The 16,770-nt window shown below is 69.6% G+C and carries 18 protein-coding genes; 10 read left to right on the top strand and 8 right to left on the bottom strand.

The genetic code is table 11. From position 1 onward, the window contains the following. Positions 1-3: 3 nt before the first annotated feature. From SFB74_RS00170 to SFB74_RS00150, 5 genes are all read left to right on the top strand, one after another. Positions 4-1,272 (top strand): biosynthetic peptidoglycan transglycosylase, encoded by a 1,269-nt coding sequence (locus tag SFB74_RS00170; protein WP_432728659.1) that lies wholly within the window; start codon positions 4-6, stop codon positions 1,270-1,272. Then, on the top strand, positions 1,269-2,042 hold the full coding sequence (locus SFB74_RS00165; RefSeq protein WP_432728658.1) for a GNAT family N-acetyltransferase: 774 nt from the start codon (positions 1,269-1,271) through the stop codon (positions 2,040-2,042). Before SFB74_RS00170 ends, SFB74_RS00165 begins: the two co-directional genes overlap by 4 nt. 75 nt (positions 2,043-2,117) lie before the next feature. Next, a complete protein-coding gene (locus SFB74_RS00160; RefSeq protein ID WP_432728657.1) occupies positions 2,118-3,014 on the top strand; it encodes a pirin family protein in 897 nt (298 codons plus the stop codon). An 86-nt stretch (positions 3,015-3,100) separates the two neighbouring features. Further along, entirely contained in the window at positions 3,101-4,174 is a 1,074-nt protein-coding gene (locus tag SFB74_RS00155; protein WP_432728656.1) for a flavodoxin family protein, read from the top strand. Positions 4,175-4,369: 195 nt separating this feature from the next. Then, positions 4,370-4,939 (top strand): Spy/CpxP family protein refolding chaperone, encoded by a 570-nt coding sequence (locus SFB74_RS00150; RefSeq protein ID WP_432728655.1) that lies wholly within the window; start codon positions 4,370-4,372, stop codon positions 4,937-4,939. Between the two features lie 80 nt (positions 4,940-5,019). Here SFB74_RS00150 and SFB74_RS00145 read toward each other — a convergent pair whose 3' ends face one another. Further along, the gene (locus SFB74_RS00145) at positions 5,020-5,451 is read right to left on the bottom strand and encodes a serine/threonine protein kinase (protein ID WP_432728654.1); all 432 of its coding nucleotides are present in this window, start codon (positions 5,449-5,451) and stop codon (positions 5,020-5,022) included. Positions 5,452-5,684: 233 nt separating this feature from the next. On the opposite strand from SFB74_RS00145, the gene SFB74_RS00140 reads away from it, so the two are divergent. Genes SFB74_RS00140 through SFB74_RS00130 form a run of 3 tightly spaced genes read left to right on the top strand, consistent with a single transcriptional unit; the run spans position 5,685 to position 8,796 of the window. After that, positions 5,685-6,497, top strand: coding sequence for an endonuclease/exonuclease/phosphatase family protein (locus SFB74_RS00140; RefSeq protein WP_432732037.1), 813 nt, complete (start codon positions 5,685-5,687; stop codon positions 6,495-6,497). Positions 6,498-6,508: 11 nt separating this feature from the next. After that, the gene (clsB, locus tag SFB74_RS00135) at positions 6,509-7,801 is read left to right on the top strand and encodes a cardiolipin synthase ClsB (RefSeq protein ID WP_432728653.1); all 1,293 of its coding nucleotides are present in this window, start codon (positions 6,509-6,511) and stop codon (positions 7,799-7,801) included. Between the two features lie 23 nt (positions 7,802-7,824). Beyond that, a complete protein-coding gene (locus SFB74_RS00130) occupies positions 7,825-8,796 on the top strand; it encodes a lysylphosphatidylglycerol synthase domain-containing protein (RefSeq protein WP_432728652.1) in 972 nt (323 codons plus the stop codon). On the opposite strand, the gene SFB74_RS00125 is transcribed toward SFB74_RS00130, so the two are convergent. Next, on the bottom strand, positions 8,793-9,371 hold the full coding sequence (locus SFB74_RS00125) for an acyloxyacyl hydrolase (protein WP_432728651.1): 579 nt from the start codon (positions 9,369-9,371) through the stop codon (positions 8,793-8,795). The genes SFB74_RS00130 and SFB74_RS00125 overlap by 4 nt on opposite strands. 261 nt (positions 9,372-9,632) lie before the next feature. Here SFB74_RS00125 and SFB74_RS00120 point away from each other — a divergent pair, with 261 nt between their 5' ends. Next, positions 9,633-10,091, top strand: coding sequence for a polyhydroxyalkanoate granule-associated phasin (locus tag SFB74_RS00120; RefSeq protein WP_432728650.1), 459 nt, complete (start codon positions 9,633-9,635; stop codon positions 10,089-10,091). Positions 10,092-10,094: 3 nt separating this feature from the next. On the opposite strand, the gene SFB74_RS00115 is transcribed toward SFB74_RS00120, so the two are convergent. From SFB74_RS00115 to SFB74_RS00105, 3 genes are all read right to left on the bottom strand, one after another. Then, positions 10,095-11,339 (bottom strand): metallophosphoesterase, encoded by a 1,245-nt coding sequence (locus SFB74_RS00115; RefSeq protein WP_432728649.1) that lies wholly within the window; start codon positions 11,337-11,339, stop codon positions 10,095-10,097. Positions 11,340-11,472: 133 nt separating this feature from the next. After that, entirely contained in the window at positions 11,473-11,967 is a 495-nt protein-coding gene (locus SFB74_RS00110) for a hypothetical protein (protein ID WP_432728648.1), read from the bottom strand. 110 nt (positions 11,968-12,077) lie between these two features. Then, on the bottom strand, positions 12,078-12,599 hold the full coding sequence (locus SFB74_RS00105; protein ID WP_432728647.1) for a hypothetical protein: 522 nt from the start codon (positions 12,597-12,599) through the stop codon (positions 12,078-12,080). 305 nt (positions 12,600-12,904) lie between these two features. Between SFB74_RS00105 and SFB74_RS00100 the strand changes: the two genes are divergently transcribed. Further along, positions 12,905-13,216, top strand: coding sequence for a hypothetical protein (locus SFB74_RS00100; protein ID WP_432728646.1), 312 nt, complete (start codon positions 12,905-12,907; stop codon positions 13,214-13,216). A 14-nt stretch (positions 13,217-13,230) separates the two neighbouring features. On the opposite strand, the gene SFB74_RS00095 is transcribed toward SFB74_RS00100, so the two are convergent. The 3 genes from SFB74_RS00095 to SFB74_RS00085 are packed head-to-tail and all read right to left on the bottom strand — an operon-like array spanning position 13,231 to position 16,749. Beyond that, positions 13,231-14,643 (bottom strand): alpha/beta hydrolase family protein, encoded by a 1,413-nt coding sequence (locus SFB74_RS00095; RefSeq protein WP_432728645.1) that lies wholly within the window; start codon positions 14,641-14,643, stop codon positions 13,231-13,233. 22 nt (positions 14,644-14,665) lie between these two features. Then, a complete protein-coding gene (locus SFB74_RS00090; RefSeq protein WP_432728644.1) occupies positions 14,666-15,838 on the bottom strand; it encodes a hypothetical protein in 1,173 nt (390 codons plus the stop codon). Then, positions 15,835-16,749 carry a TauD/TfdA family dioxygenase gene (locus SFB74_RS00085; RefSeq protein ID WP_432728643.1) on the bottom strand — a complete coding sequence of 305 codons (915 nt, stop codon included), beginning with the start codon at positions 16,747-16,749 and terminating at the stop codon, positions 15,835-15,837. Before SFB74_RS00085 ends, SFB74_RS00090 begins: the two co-directional genes overlap by 4 nt. Positions 16,750-16,770 lie beyond the last annotated feature (21 nt).

Raw genomic sequence — 16,770 nt, 5'->3', positions numbered from 1 at the left:
CCTGTGAAGAAGACCCTGCGATTCGTGCTCTATGGCCTGCTGGCCCTGGTCATTACGGCCTGTGTAGCTATCTTTTTGATAGTCAAGCTGGCGCTCGCGCCGGCTGCCGGCGAATGGAGCACCACGGTGAAGGCGGGGCCGCTGAATTTCGAGATCGGAGTTCCGACGGCGGTGCGCGTGGCCACTTCGACATGGTTCGCGCCGTATCTCGACGGCCGCTCGTTCGGCACCCGCTTCGGCACCGTGCGCTTCGCCTGGAAGCCGGCCGGCGAGCTGCTGGAAATGCAGTGCGCGCCCTGCAGCGCCGAGGTGCCGGCGCTCGGCACCCAGCCGATCCGCGTCGATCGCCTGGTCGCCACGGTCAAGCGCGACGGCAACACGCTCGCCGGCACCTTCGAGGCCACCCCGCAGAGCAACGACACCAGCCAGCTCCAGGGCCACTGGGACGGCAGGCTCACGCCGAAGAACATCCACCTGAGCGCCAGCGTGCAGGACGCGCCCATCGCCCGCTGGTACGCGGTGCTGGTGCCTACCCTGCCCGAGCTGCAGCGCGCGCGCATCGGCGGCACGCTGGCACTGCGCGGCCAGCTCGTGCTGCCCGAGGCCACCTTCGCGGTGCAGCCGACCATCAGCCAGTTCACGGTCGAGGGGCTGGGCACCGAGGCCATGCTGGGTGCGCGCACCAGTTGCGGCCCGTCGGCGAAGCTGGCCAACGACAGCTGGCTGGCGCGCGCCGTCATCGCCGCCGAAGACCAGCGCTTCTTCACCCACGGCGGCTACGACCTGACGGAAATCCTCGCTTCCATCGACAACAACCAGAAGCCCGGCCAGACGCGGCGCGGCGGCAGCACCCTCACGCAGCAGCTCGCCAAGCTGCTGGTGACGGGCAGCGACCGCACGGCCGAGCGCAAGCTGCGCGAGCTGCTCTACGCGGTCGAGATGGAGCAGACGCTGGGCAAGGCCCGCATCCTGCAGCTGTATCTGGACAACGCGCCCTGGGGCGGCAACCTCTGCGGCGCCGAGGCCGCGGCGAAGCGCTACTTCAAGCGCAGCGCCCGCACGCTGGAGCCGGCGCAGGCCGTGTGGCTGGCCGCCATGCTGCACAAGCCGCAGGCCGTGCTCGAGCAATGGCGGCGCGACGGCCAGATCGACGCCGACCGCATCAAGTGGATCGCCGAAGGCATCCGCGGAATCAGCCGCAACCAGCGCGAGGCCCTGCTCAAGAGCGTGGCCGCGGCGAAGTTCACGGCGCCGGAGGCCGCCACGCAATGAACAACACTGCCCACCTGTCCGTTCCCGAAATAGAAGCCATCGAGCGAGCCACCATCGCGGCGGTGTCGCCCGACCTGACCGAGGAAATCGACGGCTGGCTGCTGCCCTTCGCCAGCGGCACCGTCAAGCGCGCCAAGTCGGCCGTGCCGCTGCACCGCAGCGCGGTCGAGGCCGCCACGCTCGACCGCATCGAGGACCGCTACGACAGCCGCCAGGCGGCGCCCGCGCTGCGGCTGGCCGATGCGCCCTGCTTCGACGGCCTGCGCGCCGAACTGGAGCGCAGGCACTACATCGCCGACAGCCCGACCTGCGTGCAGGCGGGCTCGGTGCAGCGCATGCGGCAGGTGGTCGCGCCGGGCGGCGCGTCGGCCGACGTCGACCGCACGCCCGACAACGCCTGGTCGGCCCTCTTCCTCGGCGAGGGCTTCGACCCGGTGGACGGCGCCCATCGCGTGCGCATGCTCTCGCGCGCCAAGGGCACCCTCTACGCCAGCGTGCGCGAAGGCGGCCGAACGGTGGCCGCCGGCGCCATGGCCTTCGGCCACGGCTGGGCCAGCGTGCACGGCATGCGCACCGACCAGGCACAGCGCGGCCGGGGCCTCGCGGGGCGCGTGCTGGCCGCGCTGGCGCAGGCCGCGACGGAGCGCGGCTTCGAGCGGGTGTTCCTGCAGGTCGACGCGGGCAACCATGCGGCGCTGTCGCTGTACCGCCGCGCCGGTTTCGAGACGCAGTGGAAGTACAGCTACTGGCAGCGCCAGCAGTGGCCCTGAAGTTACACGCCGTACAAGCCATCGGCTGACAGCCCGCGGGTGGCGCGGCGCGGGCGTTAGTGCCACCATGGACGCATGACGAACGCCAACCACCACGCCAACCACCCCACCGATCCCGTCGCCACGCCGCGCGGCATCGACCACATCGTGGCCGGTGTTTCCACCAGCGATGGCGACGGCGTGAAGCTCACCCGCGTGCTGCAGCAACCCCTGCAGAAGCGGCTCGACCCTTACCTCATGCTCGATGCCTTCGGCAGCGACAACCCGGGCGACTACATCGGCGGCTTTCCCAACCATCCGCACCGCGGCTTCGAGACCGTCACGTACATGATCGCCGGCCGCATGCGCCACCGCGACAGCGCCGGCCACGAGGGGCTGCTCGAAAACGGCGGCGTGCAGTGGATGACCGCCGGCCGCGGCCTCGTGCACAGCGAGCTGCCCGAGCAGGAAGAAGGGCTGATGGAAGGCTTCCAGCTCTGGCTCAACCTGCCGGCCCGGGACAAGATGCGCGAGCCCTGGTATCGCGACATCCAGAGTGCGGAGATTCCCGAATTCACCACCACAGGCGGGGCGCGCGTGCGCGTGATCGCGGGCGCGAGCCACGGCATCGAAGGCGCTGTGCGGCGCGCCCACACCGAGCCGCTCTACCTGGACATCGAGCTGCCGCCGGGTGCCGAATTCGCGCAGCCGCTGCCGGACGACCACAACGCGCTGGTCTACGTGTTCCGCGAATCGCTGTGGATCGCGGGCAGCGAGATCCCGACGCGGCGCATGGCCATCCTCGCCAACGACGCGGGCAGCGACGGCGTGGTGCTGCGCGCCGGCGCGACCAACCACAGCCCGGCGCGCGCTCTGCTCATCGCCGGCAAGCCGCTGAACGAGCCGATCGCGCAGTACGGCCCCTTCGTGATGAACACGCCGGAGCAGGTCAGGCAGGCGGTGCACGACTTCCAGGACGGAAAGCTGGGCTGAGCGCGTCGCGATGTAGTCGCCCGCCTACCGAAAGTCGGCATCGGGCACGCGCCCCGGCCGCCGCGCGGGGCGCCTAGATTGCGCGAATGCCCCCCACGATCCGGAAAGGACAGGCGCCCGAAACGCTGCAGCGCGCCGAGTTCCACGAACGCTTCATGCAGCCTTTTCAAGACCCGGCCTTCCGGGCCGAGGCCGATTCGCTGCGGCGCATCGAGCTCATCGCCTGGGAGGCCTACGAGGAAGGCCGCAAGTCGCCCGTCACCCGCAAGGCCGGGCCTGGCTATGCCGACCCCGAGTACGAACTTTCGGTCGATTGGCTCGAAGCCAAGGCGCGCCTTGACGCCGCCCAGACGGCCTGGGGCCAACCGCAGACGCCGTCGCGCGTGCTGCTGGTGAACGGCTCACCGCGCAACGACGGCACATGCCCCGGCGAAGTCTCCAAGACCTGGCGGCTGGCGCAGACCGCGCGCGAGGTGCTCGACAGCAACGGCATCGAGACCGACCTGCTCGACCTGAGCCTGCTCACCTCCGAATACGGCCGGCAGATCCATCCCTGCAAGGGCTGCGTCTCCACCGCCATGCCGCTGTGCCACTGGCCCTGCAGCTGCTATCCGAACCATTCGCTGCGCCAGACCGGCGACTGGATGAACGAGATCTACGAGCGCTGGGTGTCCGCGCACGGCGTGATCCTCCTCACCCCCACGCACTGGTACCAGGCCACGAGCCCGCTGAAGCTCATGATCGACCGCCTGGTCTGCGCCGACGGCGGCAACCCCGACCCCACCAGCACGCACGGCAAGAAGCCCGAGGAGGCCAAGGCGCTGGAACTGGAAGGCTGGGGCTACCCCAGGCACCTCGACGGCCGTGCCTACGGCGTGGTGGTGCACGGCGACGTGGCCGGCGTGGAAAGCGTGCGCCGCAATCTCTGCGACTGGCTCGACTGGATGGGCCTGATCGAGGCCGGCACGCAGTCGCGGCTGGACCGCTACATCGGTTACTACGAACCCTACGCCACCAGCCACGAGGCACTCGATGCCGACGCCGACGTGCAGGAAGAAGTGCGCCAGGTGGCCCGCGCCATGGTCAAGGCGGTCACCGAGCTGCGCGCCGGCAGGCTGCAGGCACCCGACCGCGGGCTGAAGCGGCCGCGGCCCAAGTAGCGCCGCCGCGGCAGCAGCAGGAAAAGCGGGAGGAAAAGGGTCAATAAATCACGCCGGTGGCGGCTTCCGGAGGGCCTGTTCATCATTCTTTACGCAAGCTCACGCCGGGCTAACGGATGCGATACAGAGCTCTTCCACACTTCGTCTCACCTGCTGCCCATCGGCGGCGGGCTTCTTCGAAAGGAAGCACTTCTCATGATTTCTCTTCGCCAACGCATCGTCTGGGCCAGCCTGCTCGGTTCGGCCGCCCTCGCCTCTTCGGGCGCCTTCGCTCAAGCGCCGGCAGCCGCCCCGTCCGCAGCCGCGCCCACCGCCGCGGTGGCCCAGGCCGACAACGCCGCCGTGCCCAAGGCGCAGCACAAGCGCATGGACCCGGCCCAGCGCATGGAGCGCATGAAGGAACACCGCGCCAAGCGTCTCGCGGCCCTGAAGGAAAAGCTCAAGCTCACCTCGGCACAGGAAGGCGCCTGGAGCACCTTCACCAGCGCGACGCAGCCGCCGGCCGGCCCGCGTCCGCACATGGACCGCGCCGAGTTCGCCAAGCTGACCACGCCGGAGCGCCTGGAACGCATGCAGACCCGCCAGGCCGAGCGCAGCGCGATGTTCGCCAAGCGCGCCGAAGCCACGAAGACCTTCTACGCCACGCTGTCGCCCGACCAGCAGAAGACCTTCGACGCCGAGACTGCCCACTTCGGCGGCCCGCGCGGCCACCGTGGCCATGACGGCGGCCATCGTGGCGCGCCGCCGGCTCCCGCCAAGAGCTGATCGATCGCCGCCCCGGCGGCGGCAACGAAAAAAGCCCGCGACGCGAAAGCGCCGCGGGCTTTTTCATGGGGCCTTCGGACTTACTTCGGCGTACCCGTCTTGTCCGTCGGGTTCGTCACCACGTCCGGGCGCTCGCCCTTCTGGCCGAACTGCGGCTTCACCTTGCGCCCGGTCTGGCTCACTTCCGCGCGCGACATCTCGCCGGTGGGCTGCGGCATCGCGTTGGGCTGGCTGTTGACCGTGGTGGTCACCTCGCCCTTGGGCACCGGGTTGTTGGCGTTGTTGCGGTTGTGCGCGCGCGCCTCGGCCTTCACCGATTCGCGCGACATCGGCATCGAGTTGTCGGGGCGCTGCGGCGGATTGGCGACGCCGGCCGGCGTCATGGTGCTGGCTTCGCCGCCCACCGAGGGATCGGGCTGGGCGGGAATGGAAGTGGTCTGCGCCATCGCGATGCCCGCCGCGCCCAGCAGCGCGGCAAGAACGGTGGCGTGGAAAGCGGCTTGGTGTTTCATGGGGGTGCTCCTTGTGGCTTGTTCCTCGAAAAGGCGGGCTGCCTTTTCCTGAACCGTGAATTCACCGTAGGAGTCCCGCGATTCAGCCCGTGTGGGGGTGCGGCAGGCATGCCTGTAGGAACCGGCCGTCCGGCCACGAAGGCGGCGGCGGGATGGCGGCGGGAAGACGGGTGGAAGGAGTTGGCGCGTTCCTACAGTCAGGAAGGGCGCGGCCACGTACAACACACATGACGATGTCTTCCTCGCCCATCATTCCCGACGCCACCGCGCCCGATGCCGAGCCGGCAACGGCGGTCACGCCGACCTCGCTCAAGGTCATGACGGTGAACACCCACAAGGGCTTCACCGCGCTCAACCGCAGGTTCATCCTGCCCGAACTGCGCGACGCGGTACGCACCGTGGGGGCCGACGTGGTGTTCCTGCAGGAGGTGCTGGGCACGCACTCGCGCCATTCGCGCAGGGTGAACAACTGGCCCGAGGCGCCGCACTACGAATTCCTGGCCGACACCATGTGGCCGCAGTTCGCCTACGGCCGCAACGCCGTGTACCCCAAGGGTCACCACGGCAACGCGGTGCTCTCGAAATTCCCGATCGTGCATTTCCGCAACCACGACGTGTCGGTGAGCGGCCCCGAGAAGCGCGGCCTGCTGCATTGCGTGCTGCGGCTGCCGGGCCGCGTGGTCGACGTGCACGTGATCTGCACCCACCTCGGGCTGGCCGAGGCGCACCGGCAGCAGCAACTCGAACTGCTGTGCCACATCGTGCGCGACGAGGTGCCTTCCGACGCGCCGCTGATCGTGGCGGGCGATTTCAACGACTGGCGCGGCCGCGCGCACGACATCCTCGAAAAGGGCGCCTCGCTGCGCGAGGTGTTCGTGCACGCCACCGGCCGCGCGGCCAGGACCTTTCCGGCGCGCTTCCCGGTGCTGTCGCTGGACCGCATCTACGTGCGCAATGCCGGCGCGCACGCACCCGTGGTGCTGCCGCGCCGTCCGTGGTCGCACCTGTCGGACCATGCGCCGCTGGTGGCGGACATCGACCTGTGAGTGCAGTGGCCATGAACGAAAGCAACAACGACAGCGGCAACAACGGCCACTGGATCGCCGGCAACCGCATCGGCCTGCTGGAGAACGGCGAGGAGTTCTTCCCGCGCGTGTTCGACGCCATCCGGCAGGCGCGGCGCGAGGCGATCGTCGAGACCTTCATCCTGTTCGAGGACAAGGTCGGCCTGCAGCTGCACGCCGCGATGCGCGAGGCCGCGCTGCGCGGCGTGAAGGTCGACCTGATGATCGACGGCTTCGGCTCGCCCGATCTCTCGCGCGAATTCATCGAGGGGCTGACCTCCGCCGGCGTGAAGGTGCGGGTGTTCGACCCGGGCCGCCGCTTCATGGGCCAGCGGCTCAACGTGTTCCGCCGCATGCACCGCAAGATCGTGGTGATCGACGGCGAGCGCGCCTTCGTCGGCGGCATCAACTACTCGGCCGACCACCTGCTCGACTACGGTCCCATGGCCAAGCAGGACTACGCGGTGGAACTCGAAGGCCCGATCGTGGGCGAGATCCACCAGTTCGTGCTGCGTGCCATCGCCCTGGGCGGCAAGGGCGCGGGCTGGTTCCGCCGCCGGCTGCGCCAGCTGCCTGACGCCAGGCATGCGCACTCCGCGGGCACGGCCGATGCGATGTTCGTCACGCGCGACAACCGGCGCCACACCAACGACATCGAGCGGCAGTACCGCGCTGCGATCCGCGCCGCGCGCGAGCGCATCGTGATCGCCAACGCGTACTTCTTTCCGGGCTACCGGCTCATCAAGGAGCTGCGGCGCGCGGCAAGGCGCGGCGTGGACGTGCGGCTCATCCTGCAGGGCGAGCCCGACATGCCTATCGTGAAGACCGCGGCGAGCATGCTCTACCACCACCTGCTGCACGCGGGCGTGCGCATCTACGAATACTGCGACCGCCCGCTGCACGGCAAGGTCGCGCTCATGGACGGCAAGTGGAGCACCGTGGGCTCCAGCAACCTCGATCCGCTGAGCCTGTCGCTCAACCTCGAGGCCAACGTGGTCGTGCGCGACGAGGCCTTCAACAGCGTGCTGGCCGAACGCATGGACCGGCTGATGGAGTGCAGCTGCAAGCAGGTGCAGGCCGCCGACCTCGCCAGCGAATGGAGCGGCTGGCGGCTGGTGCGCAGCTTCTTCGTCTTCCACATCATGCGCTGGTACCCGGCCCTGCTGGGCCGCCTGCCGCGCCACGTGCCGCGCCTCACGCCGGCGGAGGCCACCGACCTCGCGAGCCGGCGCGACACGGGGCGCAGCGATCCGACCGGCGGCGCCACGCAGACGGAAGCCGCCTGATCGGAAACAGGAGCGCCGTACCGATGAGCACCATGGCCCTCTCGCGCCACAGCTGGTGGCCCTGGGCCCGCCGCGCGGCGGTGTGGGGCTTCTTCGCGCTGATCGCGTGGCTGATCGTGCGGCAGGCGCTTGCCATCGACTGGGAGGACGTGCTCGACGCGATCCGCGCGCTGCCCGCCACCGCCCTTCTTGCCGCCGCGGCACTGGCAGCCTCCAGCTTCGCGCTCTACAGCACCTACGACCTGCTGGGCCGGCACCTCACGCGGCACCGGCTGGGCACGGGCACGGTGATGGGCGTGACCTTCATCAGCTACGCCTTCAACCTCAACCTCGGTTCGCTGGTGGGCGGCGTGGCCTTCCGCTACCGGCTCTATTCGCGGCTGGGGCTTGCGAACGACACCATCACGCGCGTGCTCGGCTTCAGCATGCTGACCAACTGGCTGGGCTACCTGGTGGTGGCCGGCGCGGCCTTCTGCTTCTGGCCGATGACGCTGCCGCCCGAGTGGAAGATCGGGAGCGAGGGCCTGCGCATCCTCGGCGCGGCGCTGCTGATGGTTGCGCTGGCCTACCTCGTGCTGTGCGCCCTGGCGAGCGGGCACGTGTGGCGCGTTCGCGGCTTCGGGCTCAAGGTGCCGGGGCTGGCGATGGCGCTGCTGCAGCTCGCGATGTCGTGCGCCAACTGGTCGCTGATGGGCGGCGTGATCTGGTTCCTGCTGCAGGGACAGGTCGACTATGCGCAGGTGCTCGCGGTGCTGCTGGTGGCCGCGGTGGCCGGCGTTCTCACGCATGTGCCGGCGGGGCTCGGCGTGCTCGAGGCGGTGTTCGTCGCGCTGCTTTCGCACGAGGTGCCGCAGGTCCAGCTGCTCGGCGCGCTGCTGGCCTACCGCGGGCTCTACTACCTGCTGCCGCTGGCGGTGGCCGCGCTGGCCTACCTGGTCACGGAGGCGCGGGCCAGGCGGCTGCGCACCTCGCCGCGCCATGGCAGCCCGCGCTAGAAGTGATACGTGTAGCGCAGCCGCACGAAGTTCTCGCCCGGGTTGGGCTTCTTGATGCCGCCGTTGGAGAAGTGCTGCAGCCGCAGCGAGAGTTCGTGCGCGCCGTGCTCGCCGAAGCTGCGCCCGATGCCGATCACCTCGGTGAACTGGAAGGCGGTGCTGAAGCTGCGGTCGGGCGTGCGATAGACGTGGTCCATCACGCTGGCGCCGACGCCGCCTTCGGCAAACCAGGGCGAGCCCCCGTGGTCGAAGCGGTAGCGCCAGGTGTAGATCGCGCCGATCTGCGCGTAGTCGTGCGGACCGTCGCCCAGCGCAGGCGCGTGCCAGTTGCTCAGGAAGATGTCCCAGTAGGTGGTGAGCGCGCCCTCATGCACGGGCTGGCGCGGCGACCAGGGAATGGTCATGCCGACGGTGGCCGAATTGGTGCTGCCCATTTCGCCATGCGGGGCGCGGCCCCCTTCGACATAGAAACCGCGCGCACTGTCTTCGAACGCGTGGGCCGCGGTGCCCGACAGGCCGAGAAAGCCTGCGAACAAGGCTGCCCCGGCAAGGGACGCGCAAGTATGGAATCTCATGATGCGAGGTGTGAATGCACTAAGTGGAAATGAGAAGGTCATCTTCAATTTCCGCCGCATCCGGCATTCGCCCGGCACGTAATTTCCACATCGGAAAGTAGGACTTGATCAACAAAAATGCGGATCCATTCCTGTCGTGCGCAAACCGCCGCAGCCGGCCACGCCTATAGTGGCCCGACCCCCTCTTCCACGCGCCCGAGCGCGGCCTTCCACATGTTGTCGTCTTCCAGCAGTTCAGTCGCCCGCCCTTCGAGCCCGCTCATGCAGCAGTGGCTGGACCTGGCGCTCAAGACCCACGAGATGCTGCTGTCCTCCGGCCTCGTGATCGGCATGCGCACCGGGCGCATGGCCCGCGCGGGGCTCGCGCCCAGCGCAGACGATCTTGCGGAGTTCCAGCTCATGGGACAGGAAAAGCTCGATGCCGCGAACGAGTCGGGCCTTGCGATGGCCCGGCAGTGGCACAGCAGCAATTTCTCGCTTGCCAATCGCGTGCTCCAGCAATGGCTGCAGAGCACGACGGCCTTCTTCTCGCTGGCGGGCAGCGTCACACCCGCGCAGGCTGCCGCGCATGGCGACGCCTTCGTGCAATCGGCCGCGGACACGGTCGATGCGGCGAGCGAGTTGCCCGAGATCGCGGCACGCATCGCGCGCCAGGGGCTGAAGCCCATTCATGCCGCCGCCACTTCCAACGCGCGCCGGCTCTCGGGGCTCGATTCCTGAGCCTCAGGACTTCGCCGGCACCAGCGTCAGCAGCGTGATCTCGGAAGGCGCGCCGAAGCGCTTGGGCGGGCCCCAGTAGCCGGTGCCCCGGCTCACGTAGACCCACATGTCGTGCAGGCGGTGCAGGCCGGCCGTGAAGGGCTGCTGCATCGGCACGAAAAGATTCCACGGAAAGAACTGGCCGCCGTGCGTGTGGCCCGACAGCTGCAGCTGGTAGCCGGCCGCGGCCGCCAGTGGCGCGCTGCGCGGCTGGTGCGCGAGCAGCACGCGCGTGTGCACCAGCGGCGGCGCGTCGTGCAGTGCCAGATGCGGGTCGCTGGCGTGCGCCGCGTCGAAGTGCCCGGCGGTGAAGTCGGTCACGCCGGCGAGCACCAGCGCGCTCTCGAAGAGTTCTTCATCCGTCTGCGCGCCGCGCACGTTGCGGGTCTGCAGCACCACGTGCTCGTTGAGCAGCACTTTCAGGCCCAGCCGGCGCAGCTCGTCGATCCAGGCATGTGCGCCCGCGTAGTACTCGTGGTTGCCGGTGACCACGAAGGTGCCGTGGCGTGCGCGCAGCCCGGCCAGCGGCGCGATGTGCTCGCGCAGCTCCGGCACGCTGCCGTCGACCAGGTCGCCAGTGATCGCGATGGCGTCGGCGCCCAGCCGGTTCACCGCGTCGACGATGCGCTGGATGTAGGTGTTGCGGATCGTCGGCCCCACGTGGATGTCGCTGAGCTGCGCGATGCTGAAGCCCTCGAGCGCCTGCGGCAGGCCGCGGATCGGCACCTCCACCCGCTTCACGCCGGCCGTGCGGCGCGCGTTCAGGAAACCGATGGCCGAGGTGGCCGTGGCCAGTGCCAGCACCGCCAGCGCGCTCCAGGGCAGCAGCGTGCTCCATTGCACCTGCACGCCGCCCACGGCGCCCGCGAGCCAGGCCAGCAGCAGGCCGGCGTCGCGCACCAGCGTCAGCACGAACATCGAGGAGAACCAGCCCATGCTGATCAGGCCGGTCCACTTCAGCAGGGAGCCGTTTCCGGCGCCCTCGCGGCGGCGCGACACGAAAGGAAGGGGGATCGTCGCCGCCGACACCACCAGCGCGACGAGCGCCAGCGGCCACGCGGGCGTGAGCACGGCCAGCGCGGGCAGCAGGCGCAGCGCGATATAGACGTGCAACAGCGCGGTCAGGGCGCTCAGGGGACGGATCGGCATCGGGGCAATGGGGTCGGGCACTGCCCGGGACAGGCCATCTGCAAGGCGCATGCCGCGCATTCAAGACACCGCGAGGCGTTTCGGTCGCTATTTTTTCTATAGCGCACGACGCCCGGATAGCAAGCCTTGTGGCACGGCCCAACCCACGAATTGTGCGCCAGCCGGATGCGTGCCGGCGCTCACTTGCCCGGCGCTACTGCACCGCCCGCGTGCCGGCCGAGGCCATGTCGGTGCCGGCGGGCCAGACGAAGGTCGCCTTGGTCGGCGCGCCCTGCAGCACGTGCAGCTCCTGCTTGAGCACCTGGCTGCCGATGCGCGCCTCGACCTGATAGCTGCCCGGGTCCAGCCGCGCCACCATGAACGGGCCGCCCGAGACCACGTTGTCGAGCAGCGCCGTGCCGCTGCTGTCGCGCACCGTCACGTGCACGTTGGCCGCGAAGTCGGCGCCCTTGTGGTCCTTGATCGCGAATTCGAAGGTGGCGGGCCAGCGCGGCGACACCGTCTCCATCAGCTGGGCCTCGTCGCTGCCGATGCCGCCGCTCATGTATTCGACACCGTGCGCCATGTAGATCGGCGGGTTCACCGTGGCCTGGGCCGGCAAGACCGCGCCGAGGAGGACGGCGCCGCAGAACAGCGCGGCCGCCAGCGGCCGCATCGTGCGCAGCGATGATGGAAAACGGGGGGTCATGGTCAGAGTCCTTTCTTTCCTTGTCGTCGTGGCAACAAGCCGGGCCACGCAGCCACTGTGCGGCGCGCGGCTTAGGAAAGTCTGACCTGGGGATGCCCGCCGCCCGAAGGTCAGCGGGCGGTGGAGGCGGTCTGCGCGAAGGTCTGGGTCTGAGGCGGCATCACCGAGGCCATGTCGAAGTTCGACGGCCACACGAACGAGGCGCGCGCCGGCACGCCCGCGATCACCACCAGCGTCTGCGTCAGCGTGAGACCGCCGAGCGTCACGTTCACGTCATAGGCGCCCGGATTGAGGCGCGCCAGCATGTAGGGGCTTTGCGATTCCACGCTCATCACCGACTGGCCGGTGTATTTCTGGCGGACCTCGACCGCGGCCTTGGCCGGGAAGCCGGGCTTCAGCGCGCCCTTGCCGTCGCTGATGCCGAGCTCGATGGTCGCGGCCCAGCGCGGCGACACCATTTCCATGAACGCGGCTTCGTCCTTCGCGGCGCCGCCGCACATGTATTCGATGCCCTGCGCCACCTGGATGGGCGGGTTGGAGAACGCATGGGCCGAAGTCACGGCCCCGAGGAAAGCTGCTGTGCCGCCCAATACCAGCGCGGCCAGGGGCCGGCGGAGACGCTTAGGGTTCATTGCTGTGTGGTCCTCGATCTTGCGTGACGTGAAATCCGTCGGGGATTTTGCTTAGCAAGAGTCGGGCTAGATATAGCGTTTACGAGGAACGATCTGCGGATCGGAACTGAATGCTATTGTTTTCATAGCTGATGACGACCATATGACGCGCCCGTCGGCTACTTTTATTAACAAACCTCAGGGAAACCCTGATCCGCCGCCTTTTGGGGCGCGTTCGGCAACAGGGCATGGCGAGCGCCTACACCGGTGCGCGGCGCGGCGGGCTAAGAACGACGGCCGCAAACCGAAACGAAGGAGCTTCAGCCATGTCTTGGGAATCGACGATCAACGAATTCAGGCGAGTGGACGCGCAGCGCGCGGACTACCCCGGCGAGCACCTGGTGGTGCTGGGCGTGGGGGTTCTGCTGCTGCTCGCGGCGGGCCGCAGCCGCTCGCTCGTGGCGCGCCTCGCGGCCGGCGCGGCAGGCGGTGCGCTGATCGGCCGCGCGGCCAGCGGCACCGGCGGGATCGCGAGGCTGACGCAGCAGTTGCAGCACGCGCTGGAAAAGCAGTTCAACCTCGGCTGCCCGCGCAACGGCGCCACCGGCGGCACGAAGAGCAGCGCCGACGTGACCTGAGGTGACGTGACGCCTCAGGGGCCGCCGGCACGCATGCCCGCCGGCCCCCCGCTCACCCCCGGATGCCGCGCCGCCGCTGCCGCGACGCCGTCCCCGGACGCATCCAGCAACGGCCCCGCGAGAAACGCCGCCAGCACGTCGTTGCCCGCCGCCTGCGTTCGCGCCGGCCCGCGCGATCCTCCGATCAGCATCGAGACCGCGAAGCGCGCCGGCGCCGACAGGTACAGCGGCACGTCGGTGAAGCCGTAGTGGTTCGCCTCGGCGATCTGGTAGCGGTAGCCGCCCGCCCGGGCGTGCTGCACCAGCGCGAGATTGCCCTGCAGGTACTGCCGCGAATGCCGCGTCTCGCGGTGGTCGCTTTCCAGCAGCAGGAAGGGCACCGGCACCGCCCCGGTGGCCGCGCGGCCGTACAGCGTGCCGTCGATGTTGGCGACGGCGCGGATGCGCGCGTCCTCCATGGCCGCCTCGACCGCGCTGGCCCCGCCGAAGGAATGGCCGATCGCGGCGATGCGCTGCGAGTCGAGCCGCTGCGACAGGCGCGGCCCGAAGGCGAAGGGCTGTCCGACCTGGCCGGCGACGAAGCGCAGATCCGCCGCCCGCACCGACTGCTGCGCGCCCATGTAGCGCAGGCGATCCGGATCGTCGGGCAGGAAGCGCACGATCGGCGTCGCCAGCCGGCCATCGGCAAGTTCGAGCACCGGCGCCTCGTAGGCATGGTCCAGCGCGAGCACCACGAAGCCGTGGCTGGCCAGGTCGGCAAGAAGCCCGGAGTAGAACGCGCGCGACGCGCCGTACCCCGGCGAGAACAGCACCACCGGCCAGCGCTCCCGCTGCGCGGACACCGGCGCGTCGGTGCGCGCATGGGTGGCGATGCGGTCGTAGCGCTGCATCACCAGACCGGGTATCAGCGACACGAAGTCCGGAAGCCTCCCGAGCCCGTCGATGTAGCGCGACGATGCCGCACCCTCCCCTGACGCGGCCGGATACCAGGCCTGGACCACGACGCTGCGCCGGTCATCCGGATCGGCGGTCGCTTCTTCGGCGCGTTCTTCGTCCACCCACCGGAACACCTCGGTGCCGACCGCAAAAGGCCCGCTCGGCGCGGGCAGCTCGGGCACCGGCACGAAGCTCCACGCGAGCAGCGCCACCATGGCCAGCCCCGCCACGCCGCCGCGCCCCAGCCATGCGAGCGCACGCGGCGGCGGCGGCCGGCCGCGCCTCCACGCCAGCACCAGCAGCACCGCCAGCAGGGCGTAGATGGGCAGGCTCTGCCAGTAGAAGCCTTCGAGCCGGAACTGGACGACGCAGGCGCCCAGCAGCATCGCCGACACGGCGAAGACAGCGCGTCCGCTCACCCGCCTCGTCGCCGCCGCGATCAGCGCAAGGCCGACCGCGACCAGCACGATCACGCCATCGAGCATCGACATCGTCCGGCTCCGTGGTTGTCCGTCAGCCGGCGTACCGGGCCAGCATGCCTAGCTTCTCGGCCAGCGCGGCCTGGAACTGCTCGCGCTGCGAGGGCACCCACATCGGCGCGTCGAAGGAGGCGACGATGCGATGGCTCTCGATCCGGATCGTGCCCGCCAGCGGCTCGCGCACCGCGAAGTCGTCGCTCTGCGGCTCGATCCTGAAGCCCAGCGCCTCGACTTCCTTCAGCTGCGCCTTGAGCGCCTCGCGCAGCACGGCCGGGCGCCCGGCATGCGCAACGGCGATCTCCACGGGCCGCAGGTCCGGCAGCGGCAGGAGCACCGGCGCGATCAGCTTCGACGGCCCGCCCGCGACCGGAAAGCGCAGCTTCGCAGCCGCATCGAGCACCAGCGCGCGCGCCGCGGCGACCTCGTCGTCGGCCTCGTAGCCGCTTTGCGCGGTGACGAAGTTGTCGGTCAGCACCTCGACCGACTCCACGCCGCCGCCGGCAGCCACCGCGAAGCGCAGGCTCATCACGCCCTGCACGTCCCTGAACGGCTTCAGCGGTTCGGCGAGCGCGCGATGGAATCCGGCGACCACCTCGCGCGCGGCCGCCTCGTCCAGCGGCCCCGTCACCACCGGCGAGGCGGCGCGCAGGTGCCCGACCAGCGCGATGCGCGCTTCCAGCGGGTCCATGCTGCCCTGGATGGTCGGCGTGCCGTGGACGATGCGGTCGTCGAACAGCAGCAGCTGGTTGAACTGCGCCGGCACCAGCTCGTACAGCACCTCGCCCTGCACGTGGTGCTTCTTGTAGCTGGGCACGCCGTCGCGCATCAGCAGCGTCTCGCCGCCGGCGAACCTGCGCGAGTCCCAGCGCGTGAGCGAGTAGACGAAACCCAGCGTGCCGTTCTGGAAGTCGCTGTGCAGGCCCAGCGTGCAGCCGTTGACCATCATGTGCAGGTTGGGCTCGCCCGTCGGCATCAGGCCGGCATGCTCCATGCACCACTGCCTCAGGTGCCGGTCGAAGCGCCGCCACAGCGGCAGCGCAAACACCTGCTGCGGCGTCGTGCGCAGATAGGTGTACATGCGCGGATCGCAGAAGTACTGCCACTGCACGGCCTGCCGGTAGGCGTTGCCGACCTTCTCGTCGTAGGCCGCGCGCATCGCCTCGGCCTCAGGGAAGAAGTCGGCCGCGACGTGCTGGCGCCGGATCACGCGGCCACCTCGCGCATGTCGCCCAGCGCCACGCGCACCTGGCGGTTGCCGCTGTAGGGCAGCCGCCCGTGGGCCATCAGCAGGTTGTTGACCAGCAGCACGTCGTGGGCCTCGGTCGGGATGCGGACCGAACACTCCACCAGCACCCGGTCGATGGTGCGCACCCATTCGGCCGGTATCGGGCTGCCGTCGCCGAAGAACACCGTGCGCGGAAACTGGTCGCGGCGGAAGTGCTTGCCCAGCATCGCATCGACCTCGGCCGGCAGCGCGTCGGGGTGGTGCAGAAGGATCTGGTTGAACCAGGCCTCGGTGCCGCGCTCGGGAATCCGCAGCACGGCATGGGTGCGGTACGACACGGTCAGGTCGTTCTCCGAGATCGCGTCGATCTCGTGCCCGCTGCCCTCGATCTTCACGCGCAGCTCCTGCAGGCTCTCGACCTTGAAGAACTGCTGCCACGAGGTGTCCAGCCCACGGATGAAGCGCCGCCGGTAGACCAGCCCCAGCTCGCGGAAGCGTTCGACCATCTGCGCGGGCAGCCGCTCCATCACCTGGCGTCCGTCCGACAGGGTCCACTCGCCGCCCTCGGTGGCCGGTTCCAGGCAGAAGAACAGCTGGCGCGAAGGCCAGCTCTGCGTGTGCGAGGCCTCGTTGTGGAAGCGGATCTCCAGGTGCCTGGGGTACGGCGTGGAAAAGTAGACGTTGTCGCTCGCGCTGGCCAGCGGCAGGTCGCCGTAGTGCCTGTAGAGCGCGTCGCAGGCCGAGCCCGCGCAGTCCTCGAAGCCGGTCAGGCCGCCGACCTCGAAGCCGCGGAACAGCACGTGGCCGTCGCTCCACAGCGCCTCGTCGATGCGCTCGCGGTTCTGTCGTATCCAGGGTGCGAGCGGCTCGCGGGAAGTTGAAGTGATTTGCATGGGTTCGTTCACACCTTCGGT

It is taken from the genome of Variovorax xiamenensis (assembly GCF_050916385.1).
GTDB lineage: Bacteria > Pseudomonadota > Gammaproteobacteria > Burkholderiales > Burkholderiaceae_C > Variovorax.
The sequence above is the reverse complement of the archived record's forward strand: the minus strand, read 5'-3'. Positions and strand labels throughout refer to the sequence as shown.